The organism is Litchfieldella xinjiangensis (genome assembly GCF_000759345.1).
Lineage (GTDB): Bacteria > Pseudomonadota > Gammaproteobacteria > Pseudomonadales > Halomonadaceae > Litchfieldella_A > Litchfieldella_A xinjiangensis.
In genome coordinates this window covers 731,232-755,564 of the sequence record NZ_JPZL01000002.1, presented here as the reverse complement: position 1 = coordinate 755,564, position 24,333 = coordinate 731,232, and the positions used below count along the sequence as shown (strand labels likewise).

General features: G+C 60.7%; 21 protein-coding genes and 1 tRNA gene. 11 read left to right on the top strand and 11 right to left on the bottom strand.

Annotated features, from left to right (window positions below):
• Nucleotides 1-4 precede the first annotated feature (4 nt).
• The 4 genes from JH15_RS10845 to JH15_RS10825 all read right to left on the bottom strand — a co-directional run bounded on the left by JH15_RS10845 (nucleotide 5) and on the right by JH15_RS10825 (nucleotide 4,066).
• A complete protein-coding gene (locus tag JH15_RS10845; protein ID WP_043530119.1) occupies nucleotides 5-1,366 on the bottom strand; it encodes a cbb3-type cytochrome c oxidase subunit I in 1,362 nt (453 codons plus the stop codon).
• Between the two features lie 58 nt (nucleotides 1,367-1,424).
• Nucleotides 1,425-2,294 carry a c-type cytochrome gene (locus tag JH15_RS10840; RefSeq protein ID WP_043530117.1) on the bottom strand — a complete coding sequence of 290 codons (870 nt, stop codon included), beginning with the start codon at nucleotides 2,292-2,294 and terminating at the stop codon, nucleotides 1,425-1,427.
• Between the two features lie 662 nt (nucleotides 2,295-2,956).
• A tRNA-Arg gene (locus tag JH15_RS10830) sits at nucleotides 2,957-3,033 on the bottom strand.
• Nucleotides 3,034-3,133: 100 nt separating this feature from the next.
• Nucleotides 3,134-4,066: a LysR family transcriptional regulator gene (locus JH15_RS10825; protein WP_043530113.1), complete on the bottom strand. Its 933-nt coding sequence runs from the start codon at nucleotides 4,064-4,066 to the stop codon at nucleotides 3,134-3,136.
• 183 nt (nucleotides 4,067-4,249) lie between these two features.
• Between JH15_RS10825 and aptA the strand changes: the two genes are divergently transcribed.
• The 4 genes from aptA (at nucleotide 4,250) to JH15_RS10805 (ending at nucleotide 9,372) form a co-directional block, all read left to right on the top strand.
• Nucleotides 4,250-5,593: an omega-aminotransferase AptA gene (gene aptA / locus JH15_RS10820; protein WP_043530111.1), complete on the top strand. Its 1,344-nt coding sequence runs from the start codon at nucleotides 4,250-4,252 to the stop codon at nucleotides 5,591-5,593.
• A gap of 47 nt (nucleotides 5,594-5,640) precedes the next feature.
• Entirely contained in the window at nucleotides 5,641-7,131 is a 1,491-nt protein-coding gene (locus JH15_RS10815; protein WP_043530109.1) for a CoA-acylating methylmalonate-semialdehyde dehydrogenase, read from the top strand.
• 180 nt (nucleotides 7,132-7,311) lie between these two features.
• Nucleotides 7,312-8,985 (top strand): FMN-binding glutamate synthase family protein, encoded by a 1,674-nt coding sequence (locus JH15_RS10810; RefSeq protein WP_052384046.1) that lies wholly within the window; start codon nucleotides 7,312-7,314, stop codon nucleotides 8,983-8,985.
• Nucleotides 8,986-9,060: 75 nt separating this feature from the next.
• A complete protein-coding gene (locus JH15_RS10805) occupies nucleotides 9,061-9,372 on the top strand; it encodes a DMT family transporter (RefSeq protein WP_043530107.1) in 312 nt (103 codons plus the stop codon).
• Here the strand turns inward: JH15_RS10805 and JH15_RS10800 are convergent, their stop codons facing one another.
• Nucleotides 9,373-10,125 carry an alpha/beta fold hydrolase gene (locus JH15_RS10800; protein WP_043530105.1) on the bottom strand — a complete coding sequence of 251 codons (753 nt, stop codon included), beginning with the start codon at nucleotides 10,123-10,125 and terminating at the stop codon, nucleotides 9,373-9,375.
• Nucleotides 10,126-10,672: 547 nt separating this feature from the next.
• Between JH15_RS10800 and dusA the strand changes: the two genes are divergently transcribed.
• Nucleotides 10,673-11,692, top strand: a complete 1,020-nt coding sequence (dusA, locus tag JH15_RS10795; protein ID WP_043530104.1) for a tRNA dihydrouridine(20/20a) synthase DusA — start codon at nucleotides 10,673-10,675, stop codon at nucleotides 11,690-11,692.
• Between the two features lie 37 nt (nucleotides 11,693-11,729).
• On the opposite strand, the gene JH15_RS10790 is transcribed toward dusA, so the two are convergent.
• Nucleotides 11,730-12,758: a succinylglutamate desuccinylase/aspartoacylase family protein gene (locus JH15_RS10790; RefSeq protein ID WP_043530102.1), complete on the bottom strand. Its 1,029-nt coding sequence runs from the start codon at nucleotides 12,756-12,758 to the stop codon at nucleotides 11,730-11,732.
• Between the two features lie 181 nt (nucleotides 12,759-12,939).
• Between JH15_RS10790 and JH15_RS10785 the strand changes: the two genes are divergently transcribed.
• On the top strand, nucleotides 12,940-13,551 hold the full coding sequence (locus JH15_RS10785; RefSeq protein WP_043530100.1) for a TetR family transcriptional regulator: 612 nt from the start codon (nucleotides 12,940-12,942) through the stop codon (nucleotides 13,549-13,551).
• 64 nt (nucleotides 13,552-13,615) lie between these two features.
• Nucleotides 13,616-14,533, top strand: coding sequence for an alpha/beta fold hydrolase (locus JH15_RS10780; RefSeq protein WP_043530098.1), 918 nt, complete (start codon nucleotides 13,616-13,618; stop codon nucleotides 14,531-14,533).
• A gap of 15 nt (nucleotides 14,534-14,548) precedes the next feature.
• Here the strand turns inward: JH15_RS10780 and JH15_RS10775 are convergent, their stop codons facing one another.
• The 4 genes from JH15_RS10775 to JH15_RS10760 all read right to left on the bottom strand — a co-directional run bounded on the left by JH15_RS10775 (nucleotide 14,549) and on the right by JH15_RS10760 (nucleotide 20,985).
• Nucleotides 14,549-15,232, bottom strand: a complete 684-nt coding sequence (locus tag JH15_RS10775; RefSeq protein ID WP_043530095.1) for a hypothetical protein — start codon at nucleotides 15,230-15,232, stop codon at nucleotides 14,549-14,551.
• 142 nt (nucleotides 15,233-15,374) lie between these two features.
• Nucleotides 15,375-18,569: an efflux RND transporter permease subunit gene (locus tag JH15_RS10770; protein ID WP_043530093.1), complete on the bottom strand. Its 3,195-nt coding sequence runs from the start codon at nucleotides 18,567-18,569 to the stop codon at nucleotides 15,375-15,377.
• Nucleotides 18,566-19,918, bottom strand: coding sequence for an efflux RND transporter periplasmic adaptor subunit (locus tag JH15_RS10765; protein ID WP_052384045.1), 1,353 nt, complete (start codon nucleotides 19,916-19,918; stop codon nucleotides 18,566-18,568). Before JH15_RS10765 ends, JH15_RS10770 begins: the two co-directional genes overlap by 4 nt.
• Nucleotides 19,919-20,148: 230 nt before the next feature.
• Nucleotides 20,149-20,985, bottom strand: a complete 837-nt coding sequence (locus tag JH15_RS10760) for a fructosamine kinase family protein (protein WP_043530091.1) — start codon at nucleotides 20,983-20,985, stop codon at nucleotides 20,149-20,151.
• A 149-nt stretch (nucleotides 20,986-21,134) separates the two neighbouring features.
• Between JH15_RS10760 and JH15_RS10755 the strand changes: the two genes are divergently transcribed.
• Together JH15_RS10755 and JH15_RS10750 are read left to right on the top strand one after the other, a co-directional pair.
• Complete coding sequence (locus JH15_RS10755; RefSeq protein ID WP_043530089.1) at nucleotides 21,135-21,446, top strand: YqfO family protein; 312 nt, start codon at nucleotides 21,135-21,137, stop codon at nucleotides 21,444-21,446.
• 70 nt (nucleotides 21,447-21,516) lie between these two features.
• Nucleotides 21,517-22,272: an SDR family oxidoreductase gene (locus JH15_RS10750; protein WP_043530087.1), complete on the top strand. Its 756-nt coding sequence runs from the start codon at nucleotides 21,517-21,519 to the stop codon at nucleotides 22,270-22,272.
• Nucleotides 22,273-22,292: 20 nt separating this feature from the next.
• Here the strand turns inward: JH15_RS10750 and JH15_RS10745 are convergent, their stop codons facing one another.
• Entirely contained in the window at nucleotides 22,293-22,850 is a 558-nt protein-coding gene (locus JH15_RS10745) for an NUDIX hydrolase (RefSeq protein WP_043530085.1), read from the bottom strand.
• 107 nt (nucleotides 22,851-22,957) lie between these two features.
• Between JH15_RS10745 and JH15_RS10740 the strand changes: the two genes are divergently transcribed.
• Nucleotides 22,958-23,611, top strand: coding sequence for a CoA pyrophosphatase (locus JH15_RS10740; protein WP_043530083.1), 654 nt, complete (start codon nucleotides 22,958-22,960; stop codon nucleotides 23,609-23,611).
• A 51-nt stretch (nucleotides 23,612-23,662) separates the two neighbouring features.
• Nucleotides 23,663-24,331, top strand: a complete 669-nt coding sequence (locus JH15_RS10735) for a 2OG-Fe(II) oxygenase (RefSeq protein ID WP_231566418.1) — start codon at nucleotides 23,663-23,665, stop codon at nucleotides 24,329-24,331.
• The last annotated feature ends 2 nt before the right edge of the window (nucleotides 24,332-24,333 follow it).

Genomic DNA, 24,333 nt, shown 5'->3' with positions numbered 1-24,333 from the left:
AATGCTACCTTACCGCTTGGGTGCTAAGCGCCGGATCGTCCCGGTCGACACTGAGTCGTGGCGGAAGACGGAAGAAATCGTAGATGAACAGCCCCACCCCGACAGCGAAGATAGACCCCGTCGCCACCAGCATCAGGAAGTGAATCTGTATCTTCAATTGGGTGTCGAGATAACCCAGGCCAAGGATGCGTTCGAGATAGACCTGACCGATACCTGCCGTGGCAAAGGATAGTGTCATACCGAACATGCCTGCCAGCTGGAGCCAGAAAGCCCAATAGCCAAGGCTATTGCTATCCTCGCTTCGTCCTCGGGTCAGGGATGGCAAGGCATAGGTAATCATTGCCATGATGATCATGGCGTAGGCACCATAGAACGCCGCGTGGCCATGCATGGCGGTGATCAGGGTGCCATGGGTCCATTTGTTGACGCTAGGAAAGGTATGGGCGAAGCCCAGCAGACCCGCCCCGAACAGCGTGAAGACGGCGCTACCAATGGTCCAATGCAGGGCCAGGTTATTGGGGTGTGCCAGCCCCGAGCGGCGCATGGCATAGTAGGCATACATGGCCATGCCCACCAGGGCGACCGGCTCCAACGCGCTGAAGAAACCGCCAATCGGCAGCCAGTACGACGGTACGCCAACCCAGTAATAATGGTGGGCCGTACCCAGGATACCCGCGATGAACACCAGGCCGACGATGACGTACAGCCATTTATCCATCACCTCACGATCCGCCCCCGAGAGTCGAATCAATAGATAGGCCAGAAAGCCCCCCTGGATCATTTCCCAGACACCCTCGACCCAGAGATGGATGGTCCACCAGCGATAATAGATAGAAACCGTATAGTTTTCATAGTGCAGTAGAGCCGGTATATAAAGAACGGCAGCACTGGCCAGGCCAAGCAATAGAACGCCTTCTGTGGTCGTGAAGCGACCGGATTTCTTTATCGTCATGCCGATGTTGTAGAGGAAGATCAACATGCAGATCACGATAACGATCTTGTGTGGTAGAGGCTGCTCAAGAAGCTTGTTGCCAGTACCATAGCGGAATAGATAACCGATAATTGCCGTGACGCCCATGGCAGTCCAGAGCCCCAATTGGATATAGGCCAATCGGGTACTGTACAACTCGGTTCGTGACTCATCGGGGACCATCCAGTAAGTGGCCCCCATGAAACCGGTGAGCACCCAGACGATTAACAGGTTGGTATGGATGACCTTGGTCACATCGAAAGGAAGGATGTAAAGCAGCGGATCGGGACCGAGGTATTTGGCAGCGGACAGCAGACCGAATACGAGCTGCAGTCCGAAAAGTGCCATCGCGACGGCAAAATACCAGTAAGCGACTGATTGAGACTTGTAGCGCATGGCCTACTCCTGCAGAAAATAGCTAGTCTGACTTCCATGGCATTTGCCGGAATGACTGTTATTTGAATGTCGACAGGTAAGCGACCAGTTGATCGACCTGTTCGGATGTCAGGGACTCGGCATAGGTCGTCGGCATGAAGGACGTGCCGTTGGCGGAATACATCTCGCCGGGGAAGAGATAGGCACTGGGAGCAACAATCGACTCCCTGATATAGGCCTCAACGCTATCCGCATCACCCTGATACTCCTCCGAGCCGATGATTTGCTCAGCCCGCGAGGCGATACCCGCCAATGAAGGGCCTGCAAGATTCACCCCGGGAGCAATGGAGTGGCAGGCGCTACAGGTAGGCGTAGCGCTGTTGAACAGCGCATCCCCCAAGGCAACAGGGTCGTCTTCTTCACTGACGGGGCGTGAACCGGGAGGCAATGTTTCGTCTGTACTGCCAGGACCTGAGGCATCCTGCTGAGCCAGCGTCATGCTGGTGCCGGGAATCGACGATCCTGCGACGAGAATCGGCCGAGGCGGCCAACCCTGGTTATCCACGTTAGCGACCCATTCAAAGAAGGCGATGAGACTCGCGATTTCCTCGTCGTCAAGATCCTGGTTCGGCATCAATCGCCGATGACGCTGCTCGTCATAAAACTGCGAGGGGTCCTTGAGGAAGGCAGTCAAGTAGGGCTCGCCACGGTGCTGCGCTATCTTCGTCAGGTCGGGCGCATAATACGCCCCTTCGCCAAAAAGGGTATGACAGTTGATGCAGTTATATTCATGCCAAACATCCTTGCCGCGAGTCACGGCCGGAGTAATCGTGTCTGCATTGGTCAACTCAGGGAATTGGCGATGACTATCGATCGTTAACCCAACGAATACTATTGTCGCAAGCGCTGTCGAACCGATAGCGAACAAGCGGGTCTGTCGTCTGTTCATGAAAGGCTCCCGTGCCTTTTAAACGCCGATGCCGGTCCAATAGGTGACACCGATCACCCCAGCATAAATGATCGCTAGTAACATAAGCACGAGAACCACGTAGCTGAGTATTCTAAATATCTTTTCCAAGGCTACGTCCTTTTAGAAACAAACAGGCGCAAGTAATCATCATAATCAACCCACCTGCCCCTGCATCTTATCGCTCATGGCAGTAATTCTACCGAACCGCTGCGCTGGGTTTGGACACACTATAGGGTTCCCGCTTAGGCAGGGTCAAACAGTCTGAGTGCAACAAAACGAAATAATTACATTATTTAATACAGCATTACCCCAACAACAATTGATTTGTATCAATTAATGAAAAAGAAGGTTATGCATAATAAGATGTTAGTGATTGGAACTATGAAGTACATCGCCACGGCATACATGGCTGATAATGCGAATGGCTTCCCCATATCGGGTTGTTTACGCCTGCCCACAATTACCGCTGTTAGCGGAAGTCAACCGGACTTCCCTGAGGCGGTGGGTCAACATGCAAAAATGACTGTCCTGCCCTAAACGGCTTGGCGTAGCCCAGTGACATGGTACGAAACCAATGGGCTTGGTGAAGCCCGCCTATGCGGCGTTAAGCGTGGGGGCGGTTATGTAGGCGTAGCGAGCAGTGGTGCCCCCATCAGGATTCGAACCTGAGACCTTCCCCTTAGGAGGGGGACGCTCTATCCAGCTGAGCTATGGGGGCCGAAGAAAAGCCGCAATAGTATAAGGCGTTGACCGTGTGAGATAAACCCGCCGCCTCGAGTCCATCTAAAGCAACGCGCCCTGCCCTGCCATCGTTTGGGTCATGCCCTTGATGAAGCCCCTACCAGCCGCTCGAGTTCTTCGAGATAGCATTCCAGCACTCGGTTGGGCGGAGCCCCCTTGCGGGTAATCGAGCTATAGCGGGTGACATAGCGAAATTTTCCCGGATTCAAGGCCTTCATTCTGCCGTCGCGAACCCATCGCTGGGCGTAGTGGGTCGGCAGGTAACCGATATAGCGCCCGGAGAGGATCAGGAAAGCGATGCCCTCCCGGTCGGTGGCGGAGGCAGCCGTCCTGAGCGGGTCATGCAACGCCTTGATGGCAGGCGACTGCGCATAGGCCGGCAGCACGGCTTCACATTCTGCCAGCTGCGCCTCAGTCACGTTCTCGGCTTCGTACAGTGGGTGGTCCGAGGCGCAATAGAGCTCAGAGATTTCTTCGTAGAGCGAAAGATAATGCAGCCCAGGCAGGGTCTTGAAGGCCGGGATCACACCGGTATGCAAGCGGCCATCGAGCACGGCCAGCTCGATATCGCTGGGCGGAATCATGCGAATGTTGATGTGCACATCGGGGCCCCGCTTCTTGAGCGCACTCAGAGCATGGGTGATGTGCATTTCCGGCATGGTGACGAGATTGTCGGTTATACCGATATTGAGCTCGCCCTTGAGCCAGGCGTGCAGACTATTGACCCGAGTGCGAAAGCCCTCCGTCGCCGCCAATAATTGTAGCGTGGCTTCATAGACCTCCGCCCCTTCATCGGTCAGTGAAAAGCCGCTGCGTCCGCGTTGGCACAAGCGCAACGAGAGACGCGTCTCGAGATCGTTCATGGCCATGCTGATGGCCGCACGACTGATATTCAGCTCCACCTCGGCGGCGGCAAATCCCCCGCACTCCACTACCTTTTTATAGATACGAAGCAGACGAAGGTCCGCGTCGCTCATTTGACCCGCCAAGGCGTCCTTTCTTGCCGACATCGGTCTCCCCTCGCCCAACCTGTACGCGTCGAGAATAGCCAGCCCCATCGTGAAAGTTAAGCAACGGGTTACATGAAATTAAACGAACCGGAATTTCATTTATCGATGCCACGCTCTAGGCTCGCAAGACAGACGACTGCAAGTGACCGATAAAGCGCAGCGGCTATAACCGAGGATGTCCGCATGACAGAACAAGAAAATTCGAAGGCTGCAGGGCTGAGCCCCGACCAGTTGGACGCCTACTGGATGCCCTACACGGGCAACCGCCAGTTCAAGCGCGATCCACGTATCATTGTCGGCGCCGAAGGCAGCTATTTCACCGATGCCGAAGGCCGCCGGGTCTACGATGGTCTTTCTGGGCTCTGGACCTGCGGTGCCGGCCATTGCCGCCCCGAAATCGCCGAAGCGGTCGCCCAGCAGCTCAAGACACTGGATTATGCTCCCGCCTTTCAATTCGGCCACCCCAAGGCCTTTGAGTTGGCCCACCGCATCCGCGGCTTGACGCCGGAGGGGCTGGATCACGTGTTTTTCACCGGCTCGGGCTCCGAGAGCGCCGACACCTCGTTGAAGATCGCTCGCGCCTACTGGCGTAAAAAGGGCAAGCCGACCAAGACCAAGCTCATCGGCCGGGCCAAGGGGTATCACGGGGTCAATTTCGGAGGGTTCAGCCTGGGCGGTATCGCCGCCAACCGCACCATGTTCGGCCAGGGGGTCGATGCTGACCACCTGCCCCACACCCTGCTGAAGGAAAACGCCTTCACACGCGGCATGCCCGAGCAAGGCGCCGAGCGTGCCGAGGACCTACTCGAGCTGATCGCCCTGCACGATGCCTCGAATATCGCTGCCGTGATCGTCGAGCCCATGGCGGGTTCCGCCGGGGTGATCCCGCCGCCCCAAGGCTACTTGAAGCGACTGCGTGAGATCTGCGATCAATATGACATCTTGCTGATCTTCGATGAGGTCATCACGGGCTTTGGCCGCATGGGGGCCATGACCGGAGCCGAGGAGTTCGGCGTAGTGCCCGACATCATGAACGTCGCCAAGCAGCTCACCAACGGTGCGGTACCCATGGGCGCGGTGATCGTGCAGAGCGAGATCTATCACACCTTCATGGAGCAAGGCGGGCCGGATTACATGCTCGAGCTGCCCCACGGCTATACCTACTCAGGCCATCCGGTGGCGTGTGCCGCCGCCCTCGCCGCCCTGGATGTGCTGGAAAACGATCGCCTGATCGAGCGCGTGCGCGAGATGAGCCCGGTCTTCGAAGACGCCCTGCACAGCTTGAAGGGCACACGCTATATCAGCGACATTCGTAACTACGGGCTCGCCGGCGCCCTGCAAATCGAGCCCTACCCCGGCGAGCCGGGCCGTCGCCCCTTCGAGATCGCCATGAAGTGCTGGGACAAGGGCTATTACGTCCGTTATGGCGGCGACACCATCCAGCTCGGCTTGCCCTTCATCGTCGAGCGCGACGAAATCGACCGTCTCGTCAATGTGCTGGGCGACGCTATCAGTGAACTCGATTAAAACAATACCTTCAGTCCTAATACCTGCAGTCCTATAGAGAGGCTTTCATGAATACCCTCGGCCATTTGATCAACGGCACCCGTGTCGACCGCGAAGGACGCACCCAGGACATCTTCAACCCCTCCACCGGGGAAGTTGCCGGTCAGGTGAGCCTCGCGAGCAAGGCCACCGTCGAAGAGGCCATTGCCGCTGCCCAGGCCGCCTACCCGGCCTGGCGCACTACGCCACCGGCCAAGCGTGCCCGCGTCATGTACCGTTTCCGGGAGCTTTTGGAGCAGAACGCCGACGAGATCTGCCGCCTGATCGGTGAGGAGCACGGCAAGATCTGTCACGATGCCAAGGGCGAACTGCAACGCGGTATCGAGAACGTGGAGTATGCCTGCGGCGTGCCGGAACTGCTCAAGGGCGAGCACAGCAAGAATACCGGCCCTGGGATCGATTCCTGGAGCGAATTTCAGCCGCTGGGCGTGGTCGCGGGTATCACCCCGTTCAACTTCCCGGCCATGGTCCCGCTGTGGATGTACCCCATGGCCATCGCCTGCGGCAATACCTTCGTGCTCAAGCCTTCCGAACGCGACCCGACATCCACCCTCTTCATTGCCGAGCTGGCCATGGAAGCAGGTTTACCCGCCGGCGTGCTCAACGTCGTCAATGGCGACAAGGAAGCCGTCGATACCCTGCTCGACAACCCGCGGGTACAGGCGGTGAGCTTCGTGGGTTCCACCCCGATTGCCGAGTACATCTATTCACGCTCCAGTGCCAACGGCAAGCGCTGCCAGGCCCTGGGCGGCGCCAAGAATCACGCCATCGTGATGCCCGACGCCGACATGGATAATGTCGTCAACTCGCTGACCGGGGCAGCCTTCGGCTCCTCGGGTGAACGCTGCATGGCCCTCTCCGTCGCGGTTGCCGTGGGCGACGCCGCTGCGGACACGCTGATCGGCAAGATGAAAGTCCAGATGGAACGCCTCAAGGTCGGCGTGTTCTCGGACGAGAGCAATGACTTCGGTCCGCTGATTACCGCCGCCCATCGCGACAAGGTGGTCGGTTACATCGACAGCGCCGAGCAACAGGGTGCCGAGGTGGTGGTGGATGGCCGTCGACCCAGGGTGGACGGTGCCGAAAACGGCTTCTTCGTCGGCGGCACATTGATCGATCGCGTCACACCGGAGATGACCTGTTATCAGGAAGAGATCTTCGGGCCGGTCCTGCTGGTGGTCCGCGCCCATTCCATGGACGATGCCATGAGGCTGATCGACAATCACGAATACGGCAACGGGACCTGCATCTACACCCGCGACGGCGAAGCGGCCCGCTACTTCAGCGACAATATCCAGGTAGGCATGGTGGGAATCAACGTCCCGCTACCGGTCCCGGTCTCTTACCACAGCTTCGGGGGTTGGAAGCGCTCGCTATTTGGCGATCTCTCCGCCTATGGCCCGGATGCCGTGCGCTTTTATACCAAGCGCAAGACGATTACCCAGCGCTGGCCATCGGCCGGCGTTCGCGAAGGCGCCCAGTTCTCCTTTCCCTCGTGAGACGCTGTCGCCGGAAGAACTAGCGTTGCCAGGGTAGCACCGAGGCCGAATCAGCCACCTGGTTTGGCCTCTTTCTTTTCCTGATGCCGCTCTCCACGCTTTGGCGGGCCGAATGGCACCCGGCTGGGTCGAGTCGCTACAATGCCTACCAATTACTCGGATGCAGGAGTTTTCCCGCCCATGCCCAAGCCGACATGGCTGCTACGTTCGTCATCAGCGCACACGCGCATCCCGTTGCGATATACCGCCTATCTCCTCAGCATCGTCGGGCTCCTGGTCTCGCTGATCGCCACGGTCATATTCGGCGCCTCCTGGGCATGGCTGATGCTGCCCTTCGGGTTGTTAGCCGCGCTGGGCACCCATGACCTGACCCAGCGCCGTCACACCGTAAGCCGCATTTATCCCGTCCTGGCGCATTTTCGCTATTTCCTCGAGTCGATTGGCCCGGAAATACGTCAGTATTTCATTCAGTCCGACACCGAACAGGTGCCCTTTTCACGGGAGCAGCGCTCGGTGGTCTACCAGCGCGCCAAGAACGTGCTCGACAAGAAAGCCTTCGGCTCGGTGCAGGACATGTATGCCGAGGGGTACGAGTGGATCAACCCCTCGCTGCGCCCCACCCACATCGACTCCCACGATTTTCGCGTGACTATCGGTACCGATTGCGCCAAGCCCTATTCGGCAAGCGTCTTCAATATTTCAGCCATGAGCTTCGGCTCGTTGTCCGCCAATGCAATCACCGCACTGAACGCCGGCGCCCGCCTGGGCAACTTCTACCATGACACCGGGGAAGGGGCGATTTCGCCCTATCACCGCCAAGGCGGCGACCTCGTATGGGAGATCGGCTCGGGATATTTCGGCTGCCGCAACGAGGATGGCACGTTCAGCGATGAGCGTTTCGCCGCCGGTGCTCAACTCGATCAAGTCAAGATGATCGAGCTCAAGCTCAGCCAGGGCGCCAAGCCCGGCCATGGGGGTATCCTGCCCGGCGCCAAGGTGACGCCCGAAATTGCCGCGACGCGCGGCGTCCCGGTCGGCGAAGACGTTATTTCACCCTACGCCCACTCGGCGTTCACGACACCGCTGGAAATGATGGCGTTCATCTCGCGCCTGCGGGTACTTTCGGGGGGCAAGCCGGTGGGCATCAAGCTGACCATTGGCCACCCCTGGGAGTGGTTCGGGCTGGTCAAGGCCATGCTGGAATCAGAGCAGCATCCCGATTTCATCGTGGTGGACGGCGGCGAAGGCGGTACCGGCGCCGCACCGCTGGAGTTCATCAACCGGCTGGGCATGCCTCTGACCGAAGCGCTACTGCTGGTTCACAACACGCTGGTGGGCGCGGGGCTGCGCACCAGGATCCATATCGGGGCCGCCGGCAAGATCGTATCCGCCTTCGATATCGCCCGCACCATTGCCCTGGGCGCGGACTGGTGCAACGCCGCACGAGGCTACATGTTCGCCTTGGGCTGTATTCAAGCCCGGGCCTGCCATACCGACCGATGCCCCAGTGGCGTGGCGACCCAGGACACCCGTCGAAGCAAGAAGCTGGACATCGCCGACAAGACCCAGCGGGTTTACCACTATCACGACAATACCCTGAAGGCGCTGGCCGAGATGCTCGCTGCAGCTGGCCTGAACGACACTAGCGAGCTGGGCCCGGAACATGTACTGCGTCGTGTCTCGATGAATGAGATACGCTCGTTTGCCGCGCTGTTCCCCCATCTGGAACCGGATGAGCTGCTGAATGGCATGCCCGATCACGCCGTTTTCCGCGACTATTGGGCCACGGCGCGCACGGATACCTTTCACCCCCCTGCCCGTGAGCAGGCCTTGCGAGCTACCAAGCTACGTTGAGGCTGGGTGAGTGATCGCTCACTCCGAGGCTGGAGAGACGATGGTTTGGGAAAACGTTTGGACTAGGGAAAATACATGGCTTGGTTGATTCTGGGCGTGGCTGGGGTGCTAGAAGTCGTCTGGGCCTACGCGATGAAGCAATCGCACGGCTTCACGCGGTTCGTTCCCACCGCCATCATGCTGGTCGCCATGATCGGCTCCTTCGGCCTGCTGTCGTTGGCGATGCGTCAGTTGCCGCTGGGCACGGCGTACATGGTGTGGACGGGGATCGGCGCCATCGGGGCGTTCGTGGTCGGTGTCCTTTGGCTGGGGGAAGCCATCACCCCGTTGCGCGTCATCGCCGCCCTGCTCATCGTGGCGGGCATTATAACCATGAAGTTCGCTTGATCAGCTCGCTGGCGGATCCAGGAAATCGCACAGTTCGGCGACGACAGCGTCAGGCGCACTGTAATTGATGTTATGACCCCACTTGGGGATGGTGACCACCCGTTCGGCTCTCGCTAGCTGTGCCGCCCTCTCGAGCCAGCGTTGTGGCGCGATGGCATCACGCTGGCCGCGCATCAGCAGCACCGGCTGTGTGAGTTTTGTCAGTTTCTCTTCCACCGGATCGCGCAGCATCGCCAAGGCCTCCGGCCACAGCCGCGTCCCCATGCGCATGTAATCCTTGATCAGGTAGTAGAGCAGCCCGGGCCGATCGAACGCGCAGGCGTACAAGGCGCGAAAGAATTGAGCAGGCGCACTGCAGTGAGCCGGATCAGTGGTAAGGCCCATCAAGGCCAATCGCCTGACTCGCGAGGGATAGCGAACGCTCACATCGACCACCATCTGGCAGCCCATCGAGTGCCCTACCCAATCGGCTCGACCGATGCCCATGGCATCCAGCCATTCAATCAATACATCAGCCAAGCCAGCGATATCCAACGGCGCATCCGCCGTGTCGCTTTTACCGTGGCCGGGCAGGTCGGGAACGTAAACGGCGTAGCCGCGTTGGGCGAGCCGCTCCGCCGTCGGCGTGAAGTAGCCGCCAGACACACCCCAGCCATGCACCAGCACGATCGGCGGCTGGTCAGTGGCTGTTGCCGAGGGGTTCCAGCGAGTGTGGATGCGTCGTCCACCCACATCGACCCAGGTGCTCTCCATCACATTACGTCGTCCCGGCAGTTGATCGCTCCTATCCCGGCGGGTGTCGTCCGTACGATAGCAGGAACCAGGGGAAAGCGGTCGAGGTGGGCTTTTCAAACAGGCAAACGCGAAGAAGCCCGGCCATCAAGGCCGGGCTTCTTCATACACGCTTCCTTGCTACACACTCCACGAACATCCTGTTCGCGCATCCTTGGGTCGTCGAGCAATCCTTGCTCGGGTTCCTTCGTCAGAGCCGTCCTGGCTCTGGAAAAGCATGGTCCCACATAGACCAGGCACGGGGTTTAACCTGGGTTATGAATGCGTGTAAGAGATCTATGACAATTTTGGTCGGTGATGACCGCTGCGATGAGATCATCATATGAATAACTATCGAGGTCAGTTGGACTCGTGTTAGCCATGCGGTTTGCGTTCAGATATGCGAAACTGCCGCCCTTTCTTCGGATCCCAGGCATACGTGCAGGCACTCGCGCGCATCCATCGATGCCATGCCAAGGGCACCGACTCGAGATCCCAACATTGCCGAAGGCAAGTCTCAGCGAAACCTATGAGTGATGAAATAACGCGCCCTGCGCTGGATAGAACGTTCTCCGTGGCGCCGATGATGGATTGGACCACACGTGACTACCGTGCATTCGCCCGCACGCTGACGCGGCGTGCCCTGCTGTATACCGAAATGGTCACCACCGGTGCGATCCTGCACGGCAGCCCCCGCGAGCGCTTCCTGGGCTACAGCGAGGTCGAGCATCCGCTGGCCTTGCAGCTCGGCGGCAGTGATGCCGGCGAACTGGCCGAGTGCGCGGCGATTGCCGAGGCGTGGGGCTATGACGAGGTCAATCTCAACGTGGGCTGCCCCAGCGATCGGGTGCAGAACAATCTGATCGGTGCCTGCCTGATGGCGCACCCCGACAAGGTGGCAGCGGCGGTTCGTGCCATGCGCGAGGCGGTCTCGATTCCGGTCACGGTGAAGTGCCGTATCGGCATCGACGATCAGGATGAGGATGCCGACCTGACGCGCTTCATCGAGACGGTGGCCGATGCCGGCTGCGACACCTTCATCGTCCACGCGCGCAAGGCGTGGCTTCAGGGCCTGTCGCCCAAGGAAAACCGCGATGTGCCCCCGCTCAACTATCCGCGGGTCTATCGCCTCAAGGCCAGCCGACCCGAGCTGCACATCGGCATCAATGGCGGCATCAAGACGCTTGAGGATTGCCGTAGCCATCTTGAGCACGTCGATAGCGTGATGCTCGGGCGCGAAGCCTATCAGAACCCTTGGCTGCTGGCCGAGGTGGATGCCGCGCTATACGGAGAGCCTGGGCCGGCGGCGACCCGGCACCAGGCGGCGCGCGCCCTGCGCCCGTATATCGCCATGCGACTCGAGGAAGGCGCACGCCTCAATCACATTACCCGCCATGTGCTCGGCCTGTTCCAGGGCTGCCCCGGCGGGCGGCGTTTCCGCCGGCACCTTTCCGAGAATGCCCATCGCGATGGCGCGGGCCTGTCGGTATTCGACGATGCCTTGGGCCTGGTACCGGAAGCCAACGCAAGCACCGCACTCACCGCGTAAGTACTTTGCCGCCTGAGTACCTGCCAACGCTACCCGATCAATGATTGGTCGCGTTGGCCGGGTAGTCGGATTGGAAACTTTCGACAGCGTTCTCGGCTTCCTCGATGGCTTCGAAGCGGGCGACGTGAAATAGCGCCTCACCCTCGTTGGCCAGCGGCAGGTTGCTCATGCCGATGACGATGCCATCGGCATTGGCACGCACCTCGCCTTCGGCATTGCCGAAGGGATCGGCCACCACACCGAGAATCTCGCCCTTGGCCACGCGGGCCCCGAGACGCACCTTGGGGCGCAGAATACCGTCGATGGGCGCCCGCGCCCAGCTCGAGCCATTGGCCACTTCGGCCGCCCGCGGAGCACGCCGGCGCTGATCGCCGGATAGCATGCCAATGCGCCTCATGACCCGCAGTATGCCGCGCACCCCCGGGCCAATGGCCCACTCATCGAAACGCAATGCCTCTCCCGCCTCGTAGGTCAGCACCGGCACGCCCCGGTTCTGTGCGTAATGGCGGATACTGCCCTCTCTTAACTCGGCATTGAGGATCACCGGCGCGCCGAAGGCCGACGCCATGGCATCGGTTTCGCTATCGGGCACCAACTGGGCGCGGATCTGCGGCAGGTTGGTACGATGAATCGCCCCGGTATGCAGGTCGATGATGTGCGTGGCGAGATCGACGATCTGTTCGCGAAACAGTGCGGCAATACGCGACCCGAGCGAGCCTTCCTCCGTTCCCGGGAAGCAGCGGTTCAAGTCGCGCCGGTCGGGCAGGTAGCGAGTGTGCTGCACGAAGCCGAATACGTTGACGATGGGCACCGCGATCAGGGTGCCGCGCAAGGGGCGTATCGCCTTGGAACGCAACAGGCGACGCACGATCTCGACCCCATTGATCTCGTCCCCGTGTATGGCACCGCACACCAGCATGACCGGGCCGCTCTGGCGGCCGTGGACCACTTCGACCGGGATGTGTAGCGGTGCATGGGTGTAGAGCTTGGCCACGGGCACATCGATCTGGGCACGTGAGCCCGGTGCCACACGGGTACCGGCAATTTCGAAGGGGGCGCGGGCCATATCGACATCCTGACAAGAACAGTGTTTCCTTTTATACCTGTCTCATGCGAGCTTGACGACCCCCGACTGACCTCGTGTAAGACGACCTGGGTCAAGTTTCCCTTTCAAGCATACAATCATGTATGTAAATAACAATGTATTGCGTTAGAATGGCATCCAGGTCCACCAAGACGAGCACGCCATGGCCAGAAAGACCAAAGCGGAAGCCGCCGCCACCCGCGAAGCCCTGCTGGATGCCGCCGAAGAAGTCTTCTACGAGAAAGGCGTGGCCCGCACCTCGCTGGAGCAGATTGCACGCCATGCCGATATGACGCGGGGTGCCGTGTATTGGCATTTTCGCAACAAGGGCGACCTGTTCATGGCGTTGCTCGAACGGGTTCGCATGCCGTTCGAGGAGCTTGCAGAGGAAGCGGCTCGTCTGAATGCCGATGCCTCACCGTTGGAGACGATCCGCCTGGCGTGCCACGCCAGCCTGCAACGGCTCGAACAGCCCAGCTACCAGCGAATCCTGTCGATCTTGATTCATCGCTGTGAGTTCTTCAGCGACATCAATCCCCTTGAAATGCAGAATGCTCTCGCCCAGCAATGCTTCGACGATATCCTCGATCACTTCCGTCGCGCCCATGAGCTAGAGCTGATGAAAGAGGGCTTGTCGCCAGAGTTGGCCGCACGCCTGTTGCAATCGACGCTCGGCGGCCTGCTTCACGATTGGCTGCGCGATCCTGAACGCTACTCGATCGTGCGCGACGGACAGCAACTCGTGGATACGCTATTCACGCTCATGCGTCGCTAAGCCTGCTGCAACGCAGCAAGATTCCGCTACACTCAGGGTCGTGTCACATAGGGGGAGCGTTTCTATGGATGACCTGGCCCTGATTACCGTTCGCCAGTTGGAAGTTGCCGTTCGAATCTGGCATCCCGAAGCCCCGCGCACGGTCGTCGCATGGCACGGTCTGGCTCGCCATGGGGGCGATTTCGACGCGTTGGCACGTGAGCTGGGGCCGACGTGGCGTTTGCTGGCACCGGATGCCCCGGGGCGAGGCCTGTCGAGCTGGTCGCTGTTCCCAGCGCAGGATTACCTGTACAGCCATTATATGGACGTGGCCATCGGCGTGCTCGATCATTTCGAGCTAGAGCGCGTGGCCTGGGTCGGCACGTCCATGGGCGGCCTGCTGGGTATGTTGTTGGCGGCAAGCGACACGCATGCGCCGCGTATCGAGCGATTGGTCATCAATGACGTAGGGCCCGAGCTCGAACGCGACGGGTTACGCGACCTGAGCCGTTACTTCAGCGTTCCCCATCGCTTCGCCACATTTACCGCTTTGGCTGACGAGCTACGCGAGCATTACGCCGGGTTCGGTATCGACAGCGAGGCGGCCTGGCGTCGGCTGGCCCTGGAAAGCGCGCGTCGCCTGCCTGACGGCAGCTGGACCTTTCACTACGATCCGCGGATCGCCGAGCAGTTCGTGCATGATACACCCCGCGATCTATGGGCCGATTGGGGCAAGATCCGTTGCCCGCTGATGGTGATTCGTGGCGAGCAGTCGCCACTCTTGAGTCGCGCGGTGGTGGAGCGCATGAAGCGCGAGCAACCCGACCTGTCGAGTATCGAAGCCAAAGGCTGCGGCCACGCCCCCATGCTGGACCGTCCGGCACAGGTAACGCCCCTGAAAGCGTTTCTCGAGCTCTCCCACGGCGCCCCTCGCCATGGCCAGGAGCCAACCGGGTGGCAGCGACCGTGGGCGTGGCTGCGCCGCGCGCTCTTGCAGCGCTGATGCCTTCCGCTTACGTCAGTGTGCGTGACTGCCCCGACCCGCCGAATGCTGCCGACGCAGCCGCAGCTTACGCAGGTACTCGCTGGCTTCCAGGTATTCGCTGCGCGGCACACTGCGGTATCCCCCTTCTTCCGCCAGGTACTTCACCAATACCTGACGATCGCCGATATGCGGGGTCCGCTCCTGCTTGCCATGCAGCGTCACTTCGAACTCGGGATCCTCGATGAGCCGTGCCCGAGAGCGCCCCTGAGCATCCGGCTCATTTGTGACCTCGACCACATGGCCGAGCAAACAACGCGTCGGCTTTGCGTTAAAGCGATGCAGGCGGCGCCGAATGACATGACAGACGCTGACGGTTAACGGCGTAGCCAAGGCCAGCGATGCCCAGATAACGACCAGGCCCAGCGGCACACGGAAGAAGCCCAACGGAAGATGGCGTAACACGAAGAACTCCAGGGCGAAACATATGACGCCCCCAAGCAACAACAGTGCCGATAAAGCCAACGACGCCGGCACCCCACCGAGATCCAGCGAGACCAAGGTACTCGAGAGATGATCGTCACGCAGGCTGTCGCGCTCGAAGAATTCCACCGGTAGCACCCGCAGGGCAACCAGTAACCAATAGCCAACGACTAGCGTCAGCAGACCGGTGAAGATCAGGGTCGGAAAGCTCAGCGCAATTTGGATCAGCAGGTCCATATCGGCACCTCCTTGGGTAGGGAACCGGTGTACCTGTCTTCAGCGTAGTGGTGACGTAAGGCAGACGACCTACGACTTTGGTCGAATTCGTTAAGCCGTAAAAAAAGGCCGCCCCTGTGGGGCGGCCCTCATGCTACGTGGCTCAGTGCTGTTTCGGGACGGCCTGCTCGTCGGTTTCGTCGTCATGGTCGCTACCGAGGCCCAGTTTCTCGCCCATCCAGGCAGAAACATGCGCGATCATGGTGTAGAAGGTGGGCACGAAGCAGCTACCCAGCACCGCGACCGAAGCCATACCGACCGCCACCGTAGTACCGATATGGTGGCTGCTGGTGTCGCTGGCCCCCGTGGCCAGCGCCAGCGGCAGGGTGCCGAAGATGAAGGCCAGCGAGGTCATCACGATCGGACGGAAGCGAAGCTCTGCCGCGGAGACGGCGGCCTCACGAATCGTCTGCCCCAGCTCCTTGCGCTGCATCTCGGCGAATTCGACGATCAGGATAGCGTTCTTGGCCGCCAGCCCCACCACCACCAACATACCGATCTGCACGTAGACACTGGTTTCCAGACTACGCAGGGCGATGCCGCCGATCCCGCCGAGGAAGGCGAACGGCGTGGCGGTGAGTACCGCCAGCGGCAACGACCAGCTCTCGTACTGGGCAGCAAGGATCAGGAAGACCATGATCAGGCCGAAGACGATGGCCAGTGTCGCGGTGTTGCCCATGTTGGCTTCCTGATAGGCCGTGCCTGTCCAGCCCATGCCCCAGTTGCCTCCCAGCTCCTGCTGAACGATCTCATCCATGGCTTCGATCGCCTGTGCCGAGCTGTAACCCGGCGCCGGCCCGCCCTGGAACTGGGCACCGATGTACACCCCGAAGCGTGTCACCACGGCCGGCCCGGCCTGCCGCTCGAGCTCGACGAATTCGGAGAGCGGAATGCGCTCGCCATCGCCGCCGCGCACATGCACGTTGGCGATATCGTCCGGCGTCTTGCGGAACTCGTCCTCGTTCTGCAGGTAGACCTGGAAGTTGCGGTTCTGGTAGTTGAAGAAATTGACGAAGCCGTTACCAAAGGTATTCGCCAGCGTGCTGTTCAAGGCCTCGAGCGATACGCCGTAGCTCAGCGCTTTCTGTCGGTCGATCTCCGCGCGATACGAAGGCACGTTGGTGTTGAAGGTAGTAAATACGCGCTGCAATACCGGGTGCTGGTTCGCCGCCTGCATCACCTTCAGCGAGGCCTGATAGAGCTCTTTTGGCGAGGCCCCCTCATAGGATTGCAGGTAGCCGGTGAACCCGCCGGTGGTGGACAGCCCCATGATCGGCGGCGCATTGAAGGCCATTGCCGAGCCCCCTTCGATCTGCGCCCCCAGTTGCATGATGCGACCCACCAGCTGTGTGGCGGTCAGTTCACGCTCGTCCCAGGGCGCCATGTTGACGAAGATGATCCCGCGCGCCGTATTCACCGCGCTCGACAGGATGTCGTAACCGGCTACCGCCGAGGAATACTGTACCCCGGGAATCTGTTCGATCTCGTAGCTGAGCTTGGCCATGTACTCCTGGGTCCGCGCCAGAGACGCCGAATCCGGCAGCGAGACACTCGCCAGCACGATGCCCTGATCGGTTTCGGGCACCATCGTCGACGGGGTTCGCTCGTACAGCCAGTAGGATCCCACACCGGTCGCTATGGTCAGCATGAGTGCAACGAACCAGTGCTTGACCAGCAAACGCACCACCCACAGGTAAACCGCCGTCACCCAGGCGAAGAACCGATCGAACAGGCGCAGTGGCGTATTGAGCGCCCGCATCAACTTCGATTCGCCAGCGCCCTTGGGCTTGTGCTTGATGAAGATCGCCGACAATGCGGGTGTGAAGGTCAGCGCCATCAATGCCGAGAAGGCGACAGATATCGCTACGGTCAGGGCGAACTGCTGATAGATCTGCCCGGTGAAGCCGCCCAGGAAGGCCACTGGCACGAAGACTGCCGCCATGATCAACGAGGTGGCAATAACCGGCCCACCGACCTCTTTCATGGCGCGGATCGTGGCATTGCGCACGCTGATAGACTCGTCTTCACTGAGAACGCGTTCGACGTTCTCCACGACCAATATGGCGTCATCGACCACGATCCCGATGGATAGCACCAACGCGAACAGGGTCAACAAGTTGATCGAGAAGCCGAAGACGTAGAACCCAGCGAAGGTGGCCAATACCGACACCGGCACGACCGACATGGCGATGATGGTGAAGCGCCAGTTCTGCAGGAAGATGAACAGGATCACCAGTACGATCAGGAACGCTTCGACGAAGACATGTTCCACCGTCTCGACCGAGGCATCGATGAACAGCGTGGTGTCATAAGGCACCACGTACTCGAGGCCCGGCGGGAAGCGCGACGCCAGCTCGTTCATGGTGGCCTTGACCGCATCGGCCGTTTCCAGCGCGTTGGCCCCGGGTTGCTGGTTGATGATGATCGGCGTCATGGACGCACCGTTGAGCCGCGCGTCGACCCCGTAGAACGAGGCGCCTAGCTCGATACGGGCGACGTCTGCCAGACGTAGCGACGAACCGTCGGGATTGGTGCGCAGGTAAATCTCACGGAAATCGTCGGGGTTAGATAGGCGGCCCCCCGCCGTGATCGTATAGGTATAGGCACGCGGTTCGCTCTGTGGGGTCGCCGCCAGGCTACCCGCAGGCACTTCGGTATTCTGCGCCCGAATGGCGCTGGCCACTTCGCTGGGCGTCAGGTCGTACTGCGCGAGTTTGTGCGGGTCCATCCAGATACGCATGGCGAACTCACCACCGCCCAACACCTCGGCGTTGCCCACACCAGATACCTGGCGCAGCTCATCGAGGATGTTCAGCGTGGCGTAGTTCTGCATGAAGACCTTGCCGTAATCGCCCTGCGGCGAGATCAAGGCCACCAGCATCAGGATCGAGCTGGAGCGAAGCTCCACTTGCACACCCTGGGATTGCACCGCCTCGGGCAGCTGCGACAGTGCGCCCTGGACCCGGTTATTGACATTGATGGTGTTGATGTCGCCATCGGTGCCGATGTTGAATGCCACATTGAGGCTCATCGAGCCATTGTCGGCGCTGGTCGAGGTCATGTAGAGCATGTCCTCGACCCCGTTGATCGCCTCGGCCAGCGGGGCGGCGACGGTCTGTGCCACGGTCTCGGCATTGGCCCCGGGGAAACTGGCCTGAACCGACACCGTGGGCGGTACCACGCTAGGGTATTGCTCGATCGGCAGGACCCGCATGCTCATCACCCCGATGATCGTCAGGATGATGGCGAGGACCGTGGCGAAGATCGGCCGCTTGATGAAGAAGTTGGAAAAATTCATTCCGCCCGGTCTCCCTCGGCATCGTCGCCACTCTGGGCCTCGGCGCCCTCAGCAGGAGCATCACCAGCGGCATCGCCCTCTTCGGCGTCGCCCCCTGCGGGCGGTCCGCCCTGGGCCGCTTCGGCCTGCTGCATTTGCTCCTCTTGGGCCTCTTCGCGCGCTTCCTCGACATTCTCGACAATCTGTTCGGCGTCGCCTTCGAAGGGCTGCGCCTCGATCGGTGTACCCGGCTCGATACCGGCCGGATCGCCGACCACCACACGGTCGCCAGGTTCGAGCCCATCGACGATCAGCTGCCACGGACCGGCAATCTCGCCGAGCTGAACGGTACGTGAGCGAGCGGTGTCGTCTTCATCCAGCACGAATACTTGCGGCCCCATCAGACCCTGGGTGACGGCAATCTCCGGCACGGCTAGCACGTCATAACGCTTGAGCCCTTCCAGACGCACCCGCACGAACTGGCCGGGCAGGAAGACGCCTTGGGGATTTTCGAAAACGGCGCTGGCCTGCACGGTGCTGGTATTCTCATCGACCCTGGAACTCAGGAAATCGAGTTTCCCTTCCAGGCGGGAGGCCTCGCTCCCTTCACGGCCTGGCAACTCGAGATGCGCCTTGATCGGCGCGGTGCCTTCCTGGCTACGCTGGTTGCGCAGGGCAAAGGCATCGCGCTGGGGTAATTGGAAGCGCACTTCCAACGGATCCAGCGGCGTAATGGTCGCCAAGGTAGTACCTGCATTGACCAGGTTGCCCACGTTGACGTTGCTCAAGCCGATCATGCCGGCGACCGGCGCAGTCACATCGGTATAGTCCAGATCGATCTGGGCGCTCTCGAGCGCTGCGCGCGCCTGGGCCACGCTGGCCCGTGCGACACGCAGTTCAGCCTGGGCCTGGTCGTACTCCTGACGGCTGACAGAATTCTGGCTCACTAGGCGCTCGAAACGTTCGGCATCACGCTGGGCACGGTTGGCCTGAGCCTGAGCGCTTTCGAGGTCGGCCTCACGCTGGCTGACCGTTGCCTGGTAGACATCGGGTTCTATGGTGTAGAGGCTCTCGCCTTTCTCCACCTGGTCGCCCGGCTCGAATAGCCGCTCTTCCAGTGTCCCGGTCACCCGGGCGACCAGTGTCACTTCATTTTCGCTACGCAGCATGGCCGAGTAAGCCTTGTCGAGGTCCAGATCCTGGCGCTGCATCTCCATGACCTGGGCCGGGCGTGGCGGGGATTGCTGCTGCCCTTGCTGTTGCTGTGCAGCGCCGCCCTCTTCGCCACCGTCACCGCAACCGGCCAGTACCAGCCCCAACACTGCCATGGCCAGCAGATTTCCTCGTCCCTTGCCTATCGTGGTTAGCATGTGCCTTGCACCTGTTTATCGTGATTCGATGACGGTCAACATTGAGCGTGCGGGCCGTACGGAGCGACCCAAAGAGCGGCAGTATAGTTACATTCATGTATGTATGCCAGACTTGCGCATAGCCGAAAACCGTGCACAAAGCAATGCAGTTTCGCACAAGACGAGGGACTGACCGGAGCTGTCGGCTTGTGCTGAAAGAACTAAGACTGACCGTTTATTGCACCGGCTCTCTAGCCTTCCAGCAGCGCCACGCAGCGCTCTACACCGCTTCGGTAGGTCCCGCCGAACAGCAGCAAGTGATTGAGCAGCGGGTACAATTGGAACAACGCCTGCCGCCTCGGCCAATCGTCGGGGCGGCGACCGTTCCAGTAGGCTTCGAAAAACGCCTCGCCGGGTGAACCGAATAGCGTCAGCATCGCCAGGTCGACTTCGGGATAATGACGATAGATTGCCGGATCGATGATTGCCGGCCCCCGGCGGGTCTGGAGAACGTTGCCCGACCATAGGTCGCCATGTACCAGACTGGCCCGGGTGTCCGGTAGCCAGCGTTCGAGCGCATCGGCCACCGCTTCGATCCGCTCACGCAGGGCCGTATCCATCAGCCCCTTCTCCTGACAAGCATGGGCCATAGGCACCAATCGCCGCTCACGCTGAAAGGCCCGTCCGTTGGCAATGGGCGTGTTGGATTGGGGTGTCAGCCCGCAGAAATTGTCCCGTGCCCAGCCATGCGTATCGCCTGTGACCGCATGCAACTCGCGCAGCCCTTCCCCCAGCGTAATGGCACTGTGTGTCGAACCGGTATCGCTTTCCAGCGCTTCCATCACCATCCAGCCATCCACAGTCCCAAGCACCTCGGGCACGATCAACCGGGTACCGGCCTGGTGCAGTGCATGCAGTCCGTCGGCTTCGGCCTCGATGCGCTCATGGCTGTCACGCTTGACTACCACGGGGCCCTGACGCGTATCGAGCCAGGCAACTTCGGCGATGTCGCCTCCGGACAAGGGCTGTGGCTCACCATTCGGGGCAAGGCCCAGCGATTCCAATAGTTCGTGTAGCGCGCGTTCCATCCGGCCTCCTGCGGTTGATTGGGACACCATCCTGTGTGTCCAGAGCATTGCTTGCAGCGTGGCAACGCCTGCTGAGACGATAACGCCCTACTACTATGGCAAAAGAACCATTGTGGCAAAACGAACCCGGCGTAAACAGGAGCGATGCCATGTACAAGTTGGCTTTCTTCGTCCCCGTGGAGGACGCCGAGAGCGTCAAGGAAGCGGTTTTTAGAAGCGGTGCCGGCCGCCTGGGCGACTACGAGGCGTGCTGTTTCGAAACACGCGGCACCGGCCAGTTCCGCCCATTGGATGGCGCCGCCCCGCATATCGGCCGAGTCGGTGAACTGGAGCGGGTCGAGGAGCTCAAGGTCGAGCTGGTCTGCGACGAGAGCCTGATTCACGCCGCCGTGGCCGCGCTCAAGCTCGCCCATCCTTATGAGGAACCGGCCTACGAAGTGTGGCGGCTGGAGGAATTCTGACGATTGGGGTGAAATAGAGTCAGGCCCCCTTCAATTTCTTTATCTATCAAGCATAACAAGGAGAGACTCAATGCCCGTAGCTCTGATCACCGGTGCCACCTCCGGCTTCGGTCGCGCCACCGCCCGACGGTTTGCCGAGGCTGGCTGGTCGGTCATCATCACTGGCCGTCGTACCGAACGACTCGATGACCTCAAGCAGGAACTCGGCGACAAGGCAGCCGTACATGCCGTCACCCTGGATGTGCGGGATGCCGAGGCCGTGAGCAAGGCCGTCGCCGATTTGCCATCGGAGTTTCGTCCGGTGACCTGCCTGGTCAACAATGCTGGACTGGCCCTGGCCCCCGAGCCGGCACAGAAGGTCGCTCTCAAGGACTGGCACACCATGATCGATACCAACGTGACCGGCCTGGTCAACGTGACCCATGCCGTGCTGCCGTCGCTGATTGAAACCGGCAAGGGCGCCAGCATCGTCAACCTGGGCTCGGTAGCGGGGCATTGGCCCTATCCCGGCGGACACGTCTATGGCGCCACCAAGGCCTTCGTCGAGCAGTTCGGATACAACCTTCGCTGCGATCTGCTGGGCACCGGCGTGCGAGTGACGGATGTCGCCCCAGGCATGGCCGAGACCGAGTTCACCCTGGTGCGCACCAAGGGCGACCAGGAAGCCTCGGACAAACTGTACAGCGGCACCACGCCGTTACAGGCGGAAGATATTGCCGAGCAGATCTATTACGTGGCTACCCTGCCCGACCACATCAATATCAATCGATTGGAAATCATGCCGACACGCCAGGCATGGTCGCCGTTCAACATTGACCGCGATTGATTGTTTCGTTACTGGGGAGTTCAGGCGCTACCGAAGTAACGCTCCCGATCCTCGGCGGTGATATCGCTGACATGCAGAGGAAATGCACCCTCATCCCGGTCGGCATAGAAGTGATGCAGGGTGCGCTCGATGGTGGGGAACGCCAGCGATTCCCACGGGATCTCGTGTTCCTCGAACAGCGAGACTTCCAGGCTTTCAGGGCCGATGTCGAAACCGCCCTCGAGCCGGGCCAGGTAGATCATGTAGACCTGGTTGATATGCGGTAGATTGATCAGGGTATATAGCCCCTGGAGGGAGACATCGGCACAGGCTTCCTCCAGCGTCTCGCGAATGGCAGCCTCGCCCGTGGTCTCGGCGTTTTCCATGAAACCGGCCGGCAGGGTCCAGTAGCCCTTGCGTGGCGAGATGGCCCGCTTGCATAACAGGACCTGGCTTCCCTTGACGGGCAGCGTGCCGGCAATGATACGCGGATTCTGGTAATGGATCGTTCCGCAGGTCTCGCACAGATAACGGGGCCGGTTATCCCCCTCTGGAACCGCGACGTGAACCTTGTGACCACAGTGGCTGCAGAAATTCATGGGACTCCTAGCTCGGATTCTCGGCTCGCCGCTTCCAGGCGGCCCGGACCGGTCCTTGACGCACCAGAGAGGGCTGGGTACAAGAGATGAAACCCAATGGACGTCCCATGTTAGAGAAACTACGTGAGCGCCTGCAAGCACACACGCCTCGCCGCCTGGTCACCGAGCTGCCACAGGCCGCCGTCTTGCTGCCGATCGTCACACGTGCCGAGCCGACCCTGCTGTTTACCCGCCGTGCCGGCCATCTCAAGCAGCACAGCGGCCAGGTCGCCTTCCCCGGTGGAAAATGGGAGCCCGGCGATGCCGACCTGCTGGCCACTGCCCTGCGTGAGGCCGAGGAGGAAATCGCCTTGCCGCCCGGGAACGTCGACCTGGTCGGTCGCCTCGGTGATCTGATTTCATTGCATGGTATCGCCGTCACGCCATACGTAGGGTTGATTCCGCCTGACCTCCCCCTGCGCGCCGACCCCGGCGAACTCGATGCCATCTTCGAGGTACCGTTGAGCCACTTTCTCGAGGATCGCCGCACCCATACCGATGTAATACCCGTCGACGGACGGCCCCATTACGTGCCCAGCTACCGTGCAGGAGACCACGTTATCTGGGGGTTGTCGGCGATGATGCTGGTGGAGTTGCTGGTCGAAGGCTTCGGCAGCCGAATCAGCCTTTACCACGAGCCCGCCGAAGGCTGGCTTTGTCATTACCCGGCGCGTCGTACTGCCGCCCGAACCTTGACCGCCTCCACGACACGTACGGTATAAGCCATACTGCGCCCATACCGAGGCCACTGGCCTCGCCGACACGCCTGGGAGGTGCCTCTGTTATTCTCGTATGACGACATCCCGCTCGAAGCCAATCGGCTCGCCCCGCTGGTCGACCAGCTGGTTGAAAAAGGCTGGTTCGTCGGCGAGGCCTTCATCGAGGCCGAGCTTTGCCACGCCCTGTATCGTGAAGTCATGGCCTTGGCAGAGCACGACGCACTGGCCGATGCCGGCATCGGACGCGGCAATCAACACAATGTGCGTCGCGACATTCGTGGTGACGCCATCCATTGGCTCGACCGGGAAAGTCTGCCTCAGCGGCAATACCTCGATTCCATGGGGCTGCTGCAGCGCGAGCTCAATCACGCCCTTTATCTGGGGTTATTCGAATTCGAGGCGCATTTCGCCCAGTACCCGCCTGGCGCGTTCTACAAGAAGCACGTCGACAGTTTTCAAGGGCGTGCCAATCGCGTGATCTCGACCGTGCTCTATCTCAATCCCGAGTGGCCCGAAGACGGCGGTGGTGAGATGGCCCTGTTCGAGCCCGCCGATCCCGAGCGTGAGGTGGCCCGGGTCGTGCCGCGCGCGGGCACCTTCGCCTGTTTTCTTTCCGAAACCGTGCCCCATGAGGTGCTACCGACGCGCCTGCCCCGCGCCAGCATTGCCGGCTGGTTCCGGCGCAACGCCTCACTCAATGGACGAATCGACCCGGCGCGCTGACG

Excerpts from the sequence above, each read along its gene's own strand:
- JH15_RS10845 (WP_043530119.1), bottom strand. The coding sequence starts at position 1,366 with ATGCGCTACAAGTCTCAATCAGTCGCTTACTGGTATTTTGCCGTCGCG.
- JH15_RS10840 (WP_043530117.1), bottom strand. The coding sequence starts at position 2,294 with ATGAACAGACGACAGACCCGCTTGTTCGCTATCGGTTCGACAGCGCTT.
- JH15_RS10825 (WP_043530113.1), bottom strand. The coding sequence starts at position 4,066 with ATGTCGGCAAGAAAGGACGCCTTGGCGGGTCAAATGAGCGACGCGGAC.
- aptA (WP_043530111.1), top strand. The coding sequence starts at position 4,250 with ATGACAGAACAAGAAAATTCGAAGGCTGCAGGGCTGAGCCCCGACCAG.
- JH15_RS10815 (WP_043530109.1), top strand. The coding sequence starts at position 5,641 with ATGAATACCCTCGGCCATTTGATCAACGGCACCCGTGTCGACCGCGAA.
- JH15_RS10810 (WP_052384046.1), top strand. The coding sequence starts at position 7,312 with ATGCCCAAGCCGACATGGCTGCTACGTTCGTCATCAGCGCACACGCGC.
- JH15_RS10805 (WP_043530107.1), top strand. The coding sequence starts at position 9,061 with ATGGCTTGGTTGATTCTGGGCGTGGCTGGGGTGCTAGAAGTCGTCTGG.
- JH15_RS10800 (WP_043530105.1), bottom strand. The coding sequence starts at position 10,125 with ATGGAGAGCACCTGGGTCGATGTGGGTGGACGACGCATCCACACTCGC.
- dusA (WP_043530104.1), top strand. The coding sequence starts at position 10,673 with ATGAGTGATGAAATAACGCGCCCTGCGCTGGATAGAACGTTCTCCGTG.
- JH15_RS10790 (WP_043530102.1), bottom strand. The coding sequence starts at position 12,758 with ATGGCCCGCGCCCCCTTCGAAATTGCCGGTACCCGTGTGGCACCGGGC.
- JH15_RS10785 (WP_043530100.1), top strand. The coding sequence starts at position 12,940 with ATGGCCAGAAAGACCAAAGCGGAAGCCGCCGCCACCCGCGAAGCCCTG.
- JH15_RS10780 (WP_043530098.1), top strand. The coding sequence starts at position 13,616 with ATGGATGACCTGGCCCTGATTACCGTTCGCCAGTTGGAAGTTGCCGTT.
- JH15_RS10775 (WP_043530095.1), bottom strand. The coding sequence starts at position 15,232 with ATGGACCTGCTGATCCAAATTGCGCTGAGCTTTCCGACCCTGATCTTC.
- JH15_RS10770 (WP_043530093.1), bottom strand. The coding sequence starts at position 18,569 with ATGAATTTTTCCAACTTCTTCATCAAGCGGCCGATCTTCGCCACGGTC.
- JH15_RS10765 (WP_052384045.1), bottom strand. The coding sequence starts at position 19,918 with ATGCTAACCACGATAGGCAAGGGACGAGGAAATCTGCTGGCCATGGCA.
- JH15_RS10760 (WP_043530091.1), bottom strand. The coding sequence starts at position 20,985 with ATGGAACGCGCGCTACACGAACTATTGGAATCGCTGGGCCTTGCCCCG.
- JH15_RS10755 (WP_043530089.1), top strand. The coding sequence starts at position 21,135 with ATGTACAAGTTGGCTTTCTTCGTCCCCGTGGAGGACGCCGAGAGCGTC.
- JH15_RS10750 (WP_043530087.1), top strand. The coding sequence starts at position 21,517 with ATGCCCGTAGCTCTGATCACCGGTGCCACCTCCGGCTTCGGTCGCGCC.
- JH15_RS10745 (WP_043530085.1), bottom strand. The coding sequence starts at position 22,850 with ATGAATTTCTGCAGCCACTGTGGTCACAAGGTTCACGTCGCGGTTCCA.
- JH15_RS10740 (WP_043530083.1), top strand. The coding sequence starts at position 22,958 with ATGTTAGAGAAACTACGTGAGCGCCTGCAAGCACACACGCCTCGCCGC.